The organism is Nannocystis pusilla (genome assembly GCF_026626665.1).
GTDB classification, from domain to species: Bacteria; Myxococcota_A; Polyangia; order Nannocystales; family Nannocystaceae; genus Nannocystis; species Nannocystis pusilla.
The window spans coordinates 5,480,950-5,494,697 of the sequence record NZ_JAPNKE010000002.1 but is presented as its reverse complement, the minus strand read 5'-3'; the positions used below and the strand labels follow the sequence as shown (position 1 = coordinate 5,494,697).

Sequence of the window (13,748 nt, the reverse complement as noted above, 5' to 3'; positions counted from 1 at the left end):
GGCGACTGGCACGAGCGCGGCGCGCTGCCGGGGTCTGCGGGCGTGCCGTACACTGAGCGGCGGTATGTTGCTCCCGCCCGAGCCGAGCCATGAGCGTCAGCGCCTCGAGGCGCTGGAGAGGTGCGGCGTCCTCGACAGCGAGCCCGAGCCGGCCTACGACGACGTCGCGCGGATCGCCACGCTGGTGTGCAACACGCCGATCGGGCTCGTCACCCTGATCGACGACAAGCGCCAATGGTTCAAGTCGCGGATCGGCCTGAACGTGGCGGAGACGCCGCGCGAGCAGGCGTTCTGCGCCCACGCCATCGCCGCGCCGACGCGCCCGCTGGTGGTCCCCGACGCGTCGAAGGACGAGCGCTTCGCCGACAACCCGCTGGTGACCGGCGAGCCGCACATTCGCTTCTACGCCGGGGTCCCGCTGGTGCTCGACGAGGGCGTCGCCGTCGGCACCTTGTGCGTGATCGATCGCGTCCCGCGCGAGCTGTCCGCGAGGCAGCTCGAGGCGCTGTCGCTGCTGGCCCGCCATGTCCAACGAGCTCCGTCTGCGCCGCCGGCTGGCCGCGCTCAAGACCCAACCCGCCCTGCCGCCCGAGCTCCGGGGCTCGCCCTCGTCCAGCCGCACCGTGTTCACCGAGGTCCTCCGCGACACGCCGCTGCCGCTCGACACGATCGCGGGGCGGTACCGGCTCGGCGACATCATCGGGGTCGGCGGCATGGGCCTGGTCGTCAGCGCGACCGACCTCGAGAGCGACCGCCCGGTGGCGATCAAATTCCTGCTGCCCGACGCCCGCTTCGAGGCCGACATGCTCGAGAAATTCGTCCGCGAGGCCCGCGTGCTGATGCGCGTCCACGGCGATCACGTCACGCAGATCCTCGACGCCGGCAACCTCGGCAACGGGGCGCCCTTCATCGTCATGGAGCGCCTCCTCGGGACGGACCTCGACACCCTGCTGGAGCGGCGCGGGAGCCTGCCGGCGGGCGAGGCGGCGGACCTGCTGCACCAGGCGTGCCTCGGGGTTGCGCAGGTCCACGCGGCGGGGATCCTCCACCTCGACCTGAAGCCGTCGAACCTGTTCCTGGCGCGCAGCGAGGCCGGGCCGCCGATCGTCAAGGTCCTCGACTTCGGGGTGGCCCGGCCGTGGCAGCCGGACGAGGCGACGCCGAGGGACGCGGCGACCGAGCTCGATACCGCCGGCTCGCCGCACTACATGTCGCCCGAGCAATTGGTGGAGGCGACGACGACGGACGTCCGCAGCGACGTGTGGTCGCTCGGGGTCATCCTGTTCGAGATGCTCGCGGGCATCCGGCCGTTCGAGGCCGAGTCGATGACCGAGGTCTGCGCCCAGGTGCTGACGGCCCAGCCGCCGCGCCTGTCGCAGTGGCGGTCCGACCTGCCGCCCGGCCTGGAACAGATCGTCCTGCGCTGCCTGCAGAAGGACCGCCACAAGCGCTTCGCCACGGTCGACGCGCTGGCCGGCGCGCTCGCGCTGTTCGTGCCGGGTCGCGAGGAGCGCTGAGGGTCAGAGGTTCTGCGCCGAGGCGCAGCGGCTCCATTGCGCGTGCCGAGGGCGCGCGTCTGCTCGCGCAGGAAGTCGTAGACGGTGGCGATCGGGTCGACGGCGCCGGACAGGTCGTAGCCGCGGCGGCGCGTCAGCAGGGTGGCGGCGTCGATCTTCTGCAGCTCGGCGAGGGTGGTCTCGCCGTCGCGGTCGAGGTCGGCGTCGGCGATCCACTGCGCGCGCAGGGTCGGGCTGTCGCCGCCGAAAGCGGTGTGCAGCCAATCGACCGCGGGGAACGTCAACGTCACGCTCGGATTGGCGACCGTCGGGTCGTTCCATTCGCAATCGCCGTAGGCCACGCCGTGCGGCAGGCCCCAGCGGAAGCGGATCAGCGGGGCAGGCACGCAATCGGCGGGGTCGTCGGGCTTGCACGACATGCCGTCGGCTTTCTCGATCGTGCCCTCGACGTAGATCGCGTAGCCGCCGTCGACCATCAGCTTCGCCTCCTGCTCGAGCGTGTACGGCGTCAGCGGCCGGCTCCGGCCCGCGCTCGCCTGCGGCAGGGTGAAGGCGACCTTGCTGGCGCGCTCGCGGACGTCGGTGCGCTCGAGGAGGGTGCCGCCGACCGGCAGGCTCTGCAGGTCGATGACGAAGTCGGCGGCGACCTCGACGTCGCCCTCGGCGGCGGTGGTGAAGGTGACGGTGCCGAGCGAGACGAGGAGCTTCTGGTACTCGACGGTCCAGCCGTCGCGGATCTGTCCGACCCCGCCGCCGCTCTGCACGCCGAACACGCCGTCGCCCGGGGCGGCGATGACGTCGCCCACGGGGCTGAGGCCGTCGCTGACGCTGCCGTGGGTGGTGTACATCATCTGCCCGCCGGTGGTGACGCCGCTGCCGTCGTCACCGCAGCCGCTCAGCAGCGCTCCGCCGCAAAGACCTAATAATAAGAATGTCCTGCGCATCGCCGGTGGGAAGCACAGCATGCGGGTGCAGGTCCGTCAACTGCGGTCGACGCGTCGCGGCTGGAGCCCGCGGCGAGGGCCCGCGACGACGACATGGGCGTCGCGCACCGGCTGGAGCTCGCGGCGACGACATCGCGTCGCGCATCGGCCTGGGGCCCGCGCCGAGGGCCCGCAGTGACGGCATCGCGCGCCGGCGGAGCTCACGGCGAGGGCCCGCGGGCGATGGATGCCGCGCGCCGGGTCACGGCGCCTTGACCAGGGCGAGGTCGAGGACGAGCTGGCTGGCGAGCGCCCGGCCCGAGGCGTCGGCCGGCGCGACCGCGAGCGCGGCTTCGAAGGCCCGCCGTGCCCGCGCGGCTTCGCCGATATGCGCCAGCGCCCGGCCGTGCGCGCGGTGCAGCTCGGCGCACGCGCCGGCGCCGGCGCAGCGCTCGTCGAGACCGTCGAGCTCGGCGAGCAGCCGACGCACGATCGCGGGCGAGAGGCGCGGGGCAGCGGTCTCGTGGCTCCACGCGCGGGCGAACAGCTGGAGGTAGCGCGCCTCGCCCAGCGCGAGCCGCAGGGCAGGGGCGAGGCCGTCGGGGTCGCTCCGCAGCCATCGCTGCAGCTCGAGCTCGAGGGCCGGCTCGTCGGCCAGGGCGCGCTCCAGCGGGGCCGCGACGTCGCGCCCGCGATGCAGCCGGATCGCCGCCATAGCCTGCCACAGCCGGGCGCGCGGGGTGGCGAGGCCCGCGAGCAGGTCGCTGGCCGCCCGCGGATCGCCGTCGACCAGCAGCGCCGCGGCCCGCGGGAGCGGCGAGGCCAGTCTGTGAGCGCCGAGCGTGGCGCCGAGCAGCTCGACGCCGCGGACGCGCACCCGCATGGGGACGGCCGGCGCCGCGGAGCCCCGCAGCTCGAGCGTCGCCGGGCCCACGCGCCAGGCACCCGGCAGCGCGACGATGTCGTGCGTGGTTCGCTCCGCGCCGCGGACGCGACAGGTGGCGGTTCCGGCGGCGAGGTCGAGGTCGAGCTGCAGGGTCAGCGGGACGGAGGCAGGATCGGCAGGCACCGGGCCGAGGCGCGTGTCGTGCGACGGGACGCCTACGTCGGGGGCAGTGCCGTCGCCAGGAGGAGCGCCGGCGTCGGTGGCCGAGGCAGCGCTGGCGCGGAGGGGAGTGCCGGCGTCGGTGGGAGCTGCAGCACCACGGCGGGGTGCGCTGGCGTCGGTGGGAGCTGCAGCGCCGCCATGAAGAGGAGCGCTTGTGTCCGAGGGAGGCGCAGCGCTGGCGGCCGCGCTGTCGCGGGAGGGAGCGACGGCGTCGGTGGAAGGCGCGGCGTCGGGGTTCGCGGCGTCTCGCTCGGTTCGGGGCGCGGCGCCGCAGGTCAGCACGAGCTCCGCTGCTTCGTCCTCGCCGGTCACGACGCGCAGGCCCACCTGGGCCTCGGCCCCGGCGCCGGTCACCGCGATCGCGAACGCGGCCCCGGGAGTCGGCGACGACATCGTGAGGTCCGCTTCCACGAGCAGGCGATCGGCGCGCAGCTCGAGCGACCAGGCCGCGAGCAGGCCGGTGTCGCTGGCGACGACCAGCGCGTGATCGACGGGGTCGCCGCGCAGCACCGCCGGGTCCACGGCGATCCACGCGTCCGTCTCGCCGAAGCGCGGCGGCAGCCGCGAGCGGGCGTCCAGCAGCGCCGCCAGGCGGTCGCGCAGCGCCTCGGTCTCGCGCCGGGCCGCGTCGTCGAGGCCCGTCTCGGCCAGCCGGGCCGCGAGGGCCGTCGCGGCCGCCTCGATGTGGCCGTCGCGCGAGAGCAGCGCGGCCTGCTCGCCCAGCGCGGCCGCGCGGACCGTGGGCTCCTGCGCCGCGGCGGTCCACAGAGCCAGCGCCCGCGGGGCGTCGACGGCCGCGACGAGCGTCGCCGCGGCGAGTCGCCAGCGGGCCCGCGTCGGCGCCTCCGCCCGGCCCGCGAGGGTCAGCAGGGTCGCCGCCGCCAGGTCGAGCAGCCCCGCCCGCGCCAGGGCGACGACCTCGTGCGGCGCAGCGGCGTCGGCGAGCTGCCGTGCGAGCCCCTCGAGGTCGGGTCGCGGGCCCGCCGGACGCGCGGGAGACCCCACGGCCCGGGTCGCGGCGTGCAGCGGCGCCAGTTCGGGGGTGGAGAGCAGCTCGGGCGCCTCGACGCCGATCAGCGCCAGCACCCCGGCCGGGTCGGGAGGCGCGTCGGCGCGCTGGGACGTGGGCTCCAGGGCGCCAGGAAGCGCGTGGGCGCGCGCAGCAGCCGGCTCCGCGGCGCCGGGAAGCGCGGGGGCGCGCGCGGCAGCCGGCTCCGCGGCGCCGGGAGGCGCGTCGGCGCGCGTAGAGGACGGTCCGGATGCATCGGGAAGCGCGCCCGCGCGCACGCTCCCGAGCCCTGGCGCGCGCGGGCGCCCCTGGTCGCGCGTCGCCGCGGCCGCGCGGGCCAGCCCGAGCAGCGCCTCGCGGCGGGCCTGCGCGTCCGCGCCCGCGAACACGTACGCGTGGGCCCACGCCACGCCGGTGGGCCGCCCCGAGCCTGCTCGAGCAGCCGGGCCCAGCTCGCCCAGGCCCGGCCGGCCTGCGCCTCGCTCACGTCCGCCAGCAGGACGTCGGCCGCCGTGACCTCCCCGGCCGCCAGCAGCCGGGCCAGCCGCTGCTCGAGCGCGGCCGCCTGCGCCTCGGTCGCCCGCGCCTCGCGGTGGGCCGACCAGGCTCGCCCCCCAGCACGGCCGTCACCGCGAGCGCCAGCGCCCCGGCCCCGATCAGCCAGCGCCGCCGCCGGGGTCCGGCCGTCGCCTCGCCGTCGGCGGCCGTCAGCGCGGCCAGCAGCGCGTCCATCGTCGGCCAGCGCTCGGCCGGGTCGGTCCGCAGCCCGCGGAGCAGCGCCTCGCGCAGCTGGGCCGGCACCGGCGTCCCCGGCGGGGGCGGGCGCAGCCGACCCGCGGCCACCGCCGCCAGGTCCTCGAACGGGCGCTCGCCGAGCAGCGCCTCGTAGGCCATCACGCAGAAGCTGAACTGGTCCGAGCGGGCGTCGGCGCGGCCAGGGTCGCGCAGCTGCTCGGGGGCCATGAAGGCCGGCGTCCCCAGCACCGTGCCCGACTTGGTCAGCGGCGCGTCGAGGCTGCCCGTCGACGTGTCCGCCGCGCCCGGGTTGGCGCGCGCCAGCCCGAAGTCGACCACGCGGGCGCGCCCGTCCTCGCCGACCAGCACGTTCTCCGGCTTGAGGTCGCGGTGGATGATGCCCGCCGCGTGCGCGGCCGCCAGCCCGCGGCCGGCCTGCGACACCATCGCCACCACCTCCGCCAGCGTCCGCGGGCGGGCCTGCAGCCACTCGCGCAGGGTCGCCCCGCGCACCAGCTCCATCACCACGAACGACTGCCCGTCGGCCTCGCCGATCTCGAACACCTGGACCACGTTGGGGTGCGACAGGCGGCCCAGCGCCTGGGCCTCGCGGCGCAGGCGGGCCAGCTGCTCGGGGTCGGGCTGGCCGCGCGGCGAGTGCAGCAGCTTGACCGCGACCTCGCGGCGGAGCTGCGGGTCCTGGGCGCGGAACACCACGCTCATCCCGCCCTGGCCGAGCCGCCCGAGCAGGCGGTAGCGGCCGAGCTGCACCGGCTCGGCCGGCCGCTGGAACAGGCGCCCGCCGACCTTCGCCGCCAGCAGCTTCGCCTCGAGGTCCGACAGCGCGCCGGGGCGCGGGCCTGGGCGCTCCGGGTCCATGGCGGCCTACTGCTGGGCCCGCAGGTTGCGGGCCCACGTCTCGAAGCCGAACGGGATCCGCTCGCGCACCGCCTGCGAGCTGGTCAGCATCGCCATCTGCTCCTCGAGCAGCTGCCGGGCGCGGCGCAGCCGGGTCGCCGCGGTACCGACCGGCACCCCCAGCGCCTCGGCGATCTCGGCGACGCTGAGCTCCTCCCAGTAGAACAGCTCGATCACAAGCTGGTGGGCCAGCGGCAGGCGGAACAGGGCGTCGAGCAGCAGCTGCTCCTCCTGCTCCTTGGCCACCACCGCGCTGGCCGTCGGGCCCAGCTCGCACAGCGACACCTCGTCGAGGTCGAGCGGCGCGCCGTGGCGGTGGTTCGTCCGCAGCTGGTTGTACAGCACGTTGCGCGCGATCCCGAACAAGAACCCGCGGAAGCTGCCCTCGCCGCTGAACCGCTGCTGTCCTTCGAGACAGCCGAGGAAGGTCCGCTGGATCAGCTCCTCGATGTCGCCGTGGATCTTGTTGCGGAAGAAGCGGGCGATCGACGCGAAGTGCCGGGCGAACAGGGCCTCGCCGGCCGCCTGATCGCCGCCGCGCCAGGCCGTGAGCAGCTGCGAATCGCTGGCGTCCGCCACCGCCGTTTACCGTAACAGACCGGCGCGCCGACCCGCAAGAAGCGCCCCGGAGCGTCCCCCGCGCCCGCGGGCCGTGCGGTCCCCGGGCCGCTCCGGCCGAGGCCGGCAGCAACGGCCTCGACCGACGGCCTTCCCCAGCCTGCTGTGGCTCGAGAACGAGTGGTCGGCTCCGCGGTGCCGCACGCCGGCGGCGGGCCGGAGCCGCCGCGCGCGTCGGCGGCCTCGCGGCGGTTTTTTCTCGCGCCCTGCAATTCGCCCGGCCGCCGCGGTTACTCCGCGGAGGAGGGGCGAACATGCTTGGCTTACACCTTGATTGCACTGCACTTGCGCGCGCCGGTCGACGGGGCGCGCTGATCATCCTTCCGCTGCTGGCCGCGCTCACCGGCGCCTGCGGCGACGACGCTGCCGGCGTCGGTGGCTACGACGGCTGGGGCGAGCCCGAAGAGGACCCGACGCCGAAGCAGATGCCGGACGAGGCGCAGGCGGGCGACGGTCCGGCCTGTGACATGGAGACGCCGGTGACGCTCTTCCTGTCGCCCGACGACTCGAACTCGACGTCGTCGCCGGTGCAGGCGCGCGAGGCGATCCTGAGCGGCCGCAGCCTCGGCGGCGTGCCGCTGCGGACGTGGGAGTTCCTCAACTACTACTCGTTCAAGTACCCGACGGCCGAGCCCGGCCAGGTCACGGTGACGCCCGAGCTGACGCGCGTCGACGGCATGCCGGAGGGCCAGTACGTCATGCAGATCGGCGTCGCCGGCGAGGCGATCGGCAACGCCGACCGGCGGCTGATGAACGTCACCCTCGTGCTCGACGAGTCGGGCTCGATGGACGGCCTGCCGATGGACATGCAGAAGGCGGTGTGCCGCGAGATCGCCGGCAGCCTGCGCGCCGGCGACGTCGTCTCGGTGGTCGGCTGGGACACCGAGAACGCGATCAAGCTGTCGGGCCACGCGGTCACGGGCGCCGACGATCCGGCGCTCGTCGCGGTGTGCGACGGCCTCGCCGCGGGCGGCGGCACCGACCTCAACGGCGGGCTGACGGCCGGCTACGAGCTCGCCCAAAAGCACTTCGAGGCGGGCAAGCTCAACCGCGTGGTGCTGGTCAGCGACGGCGGCGCGAACGCGGGCGTCACCGACCACCAGATCATCTCTCAGGGCGCGGGCGCGCAGGACCAGGAGGGCATCTACCTGGTCGGCGTCGGCGTCGGCTACCCGGACACCTACAACGACTCGCTGATGGACGTCGTCACCGACGTCGGCCGCGGCGCCTCGCTGTTCATCCCCTCGGCCGAGGAGGCGCGGCGGATGTTCGGCGAGCGGTTCGTCCAGACGATGGCGGTCGCCGCCCGCGACGTGCGCGTGCGCCTCGAGATGCCGCCCGGCTTCTCGATCGTCAAGTTCAGCGGCGAGGAGTACTCCGCCGACCCGGCCGCGATCGAGCCGCAGCATCTGGCGCCGAACGACGCGATGGTGTTCCACCAGACGATCGAGACCTGCGCCCCGGCCGAGTTCGACCCCAACTCCGCGTTCACCGTGGTCGCCCAGTGGAAGGACGCGGTGACCTTCGCCGAGCGCGAGGTCGAGGTCTCGCTGCAGCTCGGCGAGGTGCTGGCCGCGGAGTCGCCCATGCTCGAAGGGCGCGGCAGTGTTCGAGTACGCCGAGGCGCTCAAGTCCGTGCGCGAGGCGGTGACCACCACCGACGTGCTCGAACCGGCCTTCGCGGCCCTGGAGCGCGCCGAGGCGGCCCTGCCCGGCGACGCCGACCTGGTCGAGATCCGCCAGATCCTGCAGGCGCTCTGACGCGCGGTCCGGTGATTGCCGCTGCTATGAACATTGTAGGTGGCCGCGTCCCCGCCGGGGCCGCGGCCCTACACCGACCCGCAAGGGCATACGAATCCTCGCCCGATTCTGCCCAGATGGCCGGGGCCGCCGGCCTACACGGAGCCGCAAGGACCTACGAATCTGCGCCCGGCCTCGCCCGGTGATCGCCGGGGCCCTACACCGACCCGCAAGGACATACGAATCTGCGCCCGATTTTGCCCGGGCTCGGTGATCGCCGCCACGGCGGCCCGAGCGCGGCTCGCGGGCCGGCCGCCGGGTGTGCTTACTATGTTACGGCGATGCCTCTATTCAGCTCGCCCCACCCGCGCGTCCGGCCCGTGATTTTTGTATGTCTTTTGAGACATGTCGCTCGGGTCATGCCAGTAATGCTCGCCGCCGGCTGCGTCGACCTGGCCCAGTTCGACACCGACGCCACCACTGATGCGGCGACCGCGACGACGAGCACGACCTCGACGAGCGGCGCGCCGCCGGAGACGACGCTGGCGCCGACGACGACCGGCAGCACCGCCGGCACGACGAGCAGCGACACCGGCGAGCAGCCGACCACCGGCATCCCGCCGGGGCCGGCGCCGATCCAGCGCTGTCAATTGATCCCCGCTTTGGAGCTGCACGAGGCCGCCTGCGCCGGCGCGGAGGATTGCGAGATCCGCGGCGTCATGCGCCTCGAGTGCGACGGCGCCGCGTTCTACCCCCACCTGGCAGCGGCACCGCTCGGCGACGCCGCGCTGTACGTGCAGACGCAGGCGGTGCCGACCTTCGGCATCCAGCACGAGGCGTTCCTGCTGACCGCGCAGGGCAGCGCCTTCGCGGACATGTGGGTCACGGAGAACACGTTCGGCGGGCGCTCGGGCGAGCTGATGCCGCGGCAGGACGGGCAGATCGAGCTATGGTTCCAGGACGGGCAGAACCCGCCGACGATCCTCTATCCGCCGCACGCGGAGATCGATCCGGAAGGCTACTCGGTCCCGACGGCGGTGCGCGACGACATCCAGTGGTTCCTCGGCACCCGCACGCGCCCCGACGACGTGCCGATGGCGTACTTCACCGTCGGCGAGACCGACATCCGCGCGCTGTACGACTTGCCCGGCGGGCGCGTCGAGCAGCCGCTGATCGTCGGCGCCGAGGCGTGGACGATCTGGCTGCACGAGGTCGCCGGCGCGCTGAAGATGAGCTGGTCGCAGTTCTCGGGCGAGCTCGACGGGACGTTTCTGTTCGTGCGCGACCTCGAGGCCCCGGCCGACCAGCCCGGCGCGCCGCGGGTGCGGATCGGCGACTTCGCGGCGGGCCGGCCGTTGACCGCGGTGCTCTCGTCCTTCGGCGACGGCGCGCACGGAGTGGTGATGACCGAGCGCGACCTCGGCGAGCCGACGCGCCTGGTCGCGGGCGAGCCGTGGCTTTACGAGGAGATCCTCGGCGGCGTGACGGTCGAATGCCCGACGCCGACCTGCGCCGGCGGCTGCGGGGCGGCGCCGCCGTGCGTCGAGTCGCGCGCCGAGGCGTGGGGCGTCGGCCTGCAGAACGGACCCGAGGTGGTGCGCGCGTGGCACCTCGAGTGCCCCCACGAGGTGAGCCTCACGTGGCAGGAGGGCAGCTACTTCGACATCCTGTGCCTGTGCGACAAGTGCCGCTGCGAGGCGCAGGCCGGCGAGATCGTCGAGCAGCCGTGCGAGCTGGTTGCGAGCACGCTGGCGCCCGACCCCAATGCACCCGACACGCTGCTGCGCACCGAGACATGGCGGCGATCGCTCGGCTTCGAGCGCAGCGAGCTGGTGGTCGACGCGGTGGTCGGCGACGACACTCTGTGGCTGCTGACCCGCTCGACGCTGCCCGACGCGCAGATCGCAGTGTGGATCGTCGACACCGAGTGAGGGAAGAAGAGATCGCGGCGCAGGGCTGGCGCCGGGGCCGGGCCCTCGACTATCGTCGAGCGCACGAGGGCGACATGACCGATCGGACATACGAGGTCGGCGACGTGGTCGCCTGGGCGGAGGTGCCGGACGGAGCGCTGGTGTTCGACCCGGGCGACGAGAACTGGCCCGAGCCGGCCCATGCGCTGCGCCTCGCCGGCCGCGGCCGGTGGGTCCACGAGGCGCGCGTCACCGACTGGACGCTCGAGCTCGAGGACTGGCCGTGGCAGGCGGGCGCGGAGCAGGGGCAAGGGGCAAAAGGCGTCACGCTCGTGGCGTTGAACTTGCGCGGTGACGAGTCGGCCGACGAGCTGCGCCGGCTCGCCGAGCAATTTGAAGAACGGGGCGAAGCGAGGCTCGAGCGGATCCAGGTGGCGATCGCCGCGCTCCACGCGGGCGATCGGGGAGGGGCGCGCGAGCAGCTGCTCGCGCTGTGGCACGAGCTCGCGGACGACCCGGCCGCCCGCTGCGTGCTCGCGCATTACCTCGCCGACACGCATGACGATCCGGCCGCGGTGCTGCAATGGGACGAGCGGGCGCTGCAGGCCGCGGAGGGGCTGACGGACGCGGCGTTGAAGCGCCTGCACCCGGCCCTGTCGCTGCGCGAATTCTATCCGTCGCTGCACCTGAACCTCGGCGAGGCCCGCCGCGTGGTCGGCGATCTCGCAGGGGCTCGAGCATGCGCGGAACAGGCGCTGACAGCCGCGCGCGAGCTGGCCGACGATGGCTACGGGCAATTCATCCGCGCGGGCATCCGCCGACTCCTCGAGCGCGTCGGTAGCGAGGCGTGACGCGATGCCGAGCTCCGGGAGCGACCGAGTTCGCGCCTGGAGTTGAGCGGCGTGCGCGTCCTGGGACGGGGCGCCGAGGACCGACGGGTGTTCCGCAGCACCTTCGAGTTCCACTCATCGGCGTAGTAAAAGCGAGGATCGATCGCCACGTGTGAAGTAAAGCCAAAGGCGAATCGGACCGGAACGTCGCGCCGACGCGCGCTGATGGGATGCGCTGTTTCTGCAAAGAGCCTCTTGGCAGCGTATGGCGCCGAGAGGCTCGGCGCCGTGCGGTTGGAGATTCCTGGACAGCCTCATCCTGAGCGTTCAGCTCAGCGCGCGACGGGCCCGTCAATACATGTATACGGCGCCGATCTGGGTGCCTGTCAGAGCGTGTTGATCGCCCCCGATACCGGTGGCGCTGCTCTGCTCGATCGCCGTCCCGATCACCAGCGTGCTGCCGTCGGCCGCGAGCCCGACCTGCGCGCCGAATTGGCAGTCATTGTGCGAATTCGGCGCCTTGAGGGAGTGCCGGTGCGTCCAGGTACCCGCCACGCGAGTGAATACGTGAGCAGCGCCGGAAGCTTCTCCTGACTTGTCGGTCGGGTCGGCGAAACTTCCGGCCCCGCCGCCGTCATCACCCGAGGCTCCCGCGACGAGGATGCTTCCGTCTCCGGACAGCGCGATTGCACCTGCAAAGTAGTCTCCTTCCTTCGCGTTCGGTGCATTCAAGAAGGCTTCCTGCTGCCAAACTTGTCCCTGGCGCGAGAACACGTAGAGGGCCCCGGCGTTCGGCTGGTCGCCGTCGAACTCGCTGGCAACCAGATCCTTCGAGGGCGCCGCGACCGCCAGGGTGTCGCCATCGCTGGCGAGCGCGACGCTAAAGCCGAAGCTATCCGACTCGCCCGGATTCGACGCCTTGATGTACGCTTGCTGCGACCATGCGCCGTCTTTCACGGTGAACATGTAGACCGCGCCGGAAGCCAGCGAGTTGTCGGTTTGGTCGCCATTGATCCCCGCGGACTTGCTCTCCTCATGACTCGCACCCACCGCGAGGGTCGTGCCGTCGGCGGAGAGCGCGAGTGCGCTGCCGAAGCCGTCCCACTTGCCCGTGTTCGACGCCTTGAGGTACGCACGCTGGTCCCAGGCGCCGCCGTCACGCGAATAGACATATACGGCGCCGGAGTCCTCGGTGACGCCTTTCCAGGGATTGCTGTCGATACCTGTGGCGGCGCTGCTCTCGTTCGGGGCGCCGACCGCGAGGGTGTTGCCGTCTAGGGAGAGCGCCACCCGGTCGCCGAAGTGGGCATAGGACTCGGTGTTGCTCGCCTTGATGTACGCGGTCTGCGACCACGCGCCGTCCTTGCGCTCGAACATGTAGACCGCGCCCGAACTCCGCCCGCTGTTGTCGCTCGGATCACCGCCGATGCCCGTCACCGCGCTGTCCTCGTACTGAGCGCCGATAGCGATGGTGTCGCCGTTCCCGGAGATGGCGACCGCGCCGAAGCCGTCTTCCGCGTCCGGGTTGAAGGACTTGAGGTAAGCCTGCTGCTTCCAGGTGTCGCCCTCGCGCACGAACACGTATGCGGCACCGGCATCGACACGCGGATTGTCGAACTGATCGACATCGATCCCGTGGGCGCCGCCGTCCTCGTACGGGGCCCCGACGACCATGGTCGTGCCGTCCGCCGAGATGGCGAGGCTGAGGCCGAAGTAATCGCCGCTCTCGGCGTTGGAGGCCTTGAAGTAGCCGATCGCGCCGTCGACCCCCGGATCGACCTGGACAGGCTCCGACTGGCTGCAGCCGGCTTGATTGCACGCGCGGACCGAATATTCGGCCGCGAGGCGCAGGTGGATCGGCATCGACAAGGTGACCGAGGCCTCGAGAAGGTCGTCTCCGAGCTGCGACCAGCCGGGAACTTCGGGATAGGGGCGCTCGAGCAGTTGATAGTACTCGGCGCCGGCGACCGGAGCCCACACGAATTCGAAGTGCTTGATCGGCGAGTAGTCGATGTAGAGGCTCGGGGCGGCCGGAGGAAACTGGGCCTCGTCCCCGGTGCCGGTGCTGTCGTCGGTGCTGCCGGTGGTGGTCGGGTCTTCGGCGATCGTCGTCGGGAACGACTGGCCGGTCGACGATTCTTCGGCCCCGGTGCTCGAGCTCGCGTCGCTCGTCGAGTCGTCCATCGTGGCGGTGGCGTCGCCCGGTTCGGCGGGCAGGGGGCAACCGAGGGCGCAGAGCGTGAGGAGCGGATAGAGGCGGGCGCGGCGTGACATGATGGGCGAGGTCTAGGCAAGCGCCGTGCCAGGGCCGCCGGGCTGTGTTTTCAGGGCTTGCACCGCCTCGCGGGGCAGGCCTGGTTGGCGGCCCCAACCGCGGTTGGGTTCTGGACTTGGGTGCGGGCATGGGGCTAGCTAGCGCTGCCGCTGGATCCGCTCCAGC

Annotated in this window: 8 protein-coding genes and 1 pseudogene; 5 read left to right on the top strand and 4 right to left on the bottom strand. The window is 73.1% G+C overall.

The features are described from left to right. Positions 1–64: 64 nt before the first annotated feature. A pseudogene (locus OV079_RS58495) lies at positions 65–475 on the top strand (GAF domain-containing protein); the annotation flags it as partial. Positions 476–524: 49 nt separating this feature from the next. Then, entirely contained in the window at positions 525–1,517 is a 993-nt protein-coding gene (locus OV079_RS24415) for a serine/threonine-protein kinase (RefSeq protein ID WP_267771255.1), read from the top strand. 1,185 nt (positions 1,518–2,702) lie between these two features. Here the strand turns inward: OV079_RS24415 and OV079_RS24410 are convergent. From OV079_RS24410 to OV079_RS24400, 3 genes are all read right to left on the bottom strand, one after another. Further along, positions 2,703–4,967 (bottom strand): hypothetical protein, encoded by a 2,265-nt coding sequence (locus tag OV079_RS24410; protein ID WP_267771254.1) that lies wholly within the window; start codon positions 4,965–4,967, stop codon positions 2,703–2,705. A gap of 73 nt (positions 4,968–5,040) precedes the next feature. Then, on the bottom strand, positions 5,041–6,171 hold the full coding sequence (locus OV079_RS24405) for a serine/threonine-protein kinase (protein ID WP_267771253.1): 1,131 nt from the start codon (positions 6,169–6,171) through the stop codon (positions 5,041–5,043). 6 nt (positions 6,172–6,177) lie between these two features. After that, positions 6,178–6,789: an RNA polymerase sigma factor gene (locus tag OV079_RS24400; protein WP_267709725.1), complete on the bottom strand. Its 612-nt coding sequence runs from the start codon at positions 6,787–6,789 to the stop codon at positions 6,178–6,180. Between the two features lie 293 nt (positions 6,790–7,082). Here OV079_RS24400 and OV079_RS24395 point away from each other — a divergent pair, with 293 nt between their 5' ends. The 3 genes from OV079_RS24395 (at position 7,083) to OV079_RS24385 (ending at position 11,329) form a co-directional block, all read left to right on the top strand. Further along, a complete protein-coding gene (locus tag OV079_RS24395) occupies positions 7,083–8,774 on the top strand; it encodes a vWA domain-containing protein (protein ID WP_267771252.1) in 1,692 nt (563 codons plus the stop codon). A 213-nt stretch (positions 8,775–8,987) separates the two neighbouring features. Beyond that, positions 8,988–10,499 (top strand): hypothetical protein, encoded by a 1,512-nt coding sequence (locus OV079_RS24390; protein WP_267771251.1) that lies wholly within the window; start codon positions 8,988–8,990, stop codon positions 10,497–10,499. A 74-nt stretch (positions 10,500–10,573) separates the two neighbouring features. Further along, positions 10,574–11,329 carry a tetratricopeptide repeat protein gene (locus OV079_RS24385; protein ID WP_267771250.1) on the top strand — a complete coding sequence of 252 codons (756 nt, stop codon included), beginning with the start codon at positions 10,574–10,576 and terminating at the stop codon, positions 11,327–11,329. Positions 11,330–11,659: 330 nt separating this feature from the next. Here OV079_RS24385 and OV079_RS24380 read toward each other — a convergent pair whose 3' ends face one another. Continuing rightward, complete coding sequence (locus tag OV079_RS24380) at positions 11,660–13,582, bottom strand: hypothetical protein (protein ID WP_267771249.1); 1,923 nt, start codon at positions 13,580–13,582, stop codon at positions 11,660–11,662. Positions 13,583–13,748 lie beyond the last annotated feature (166 nt).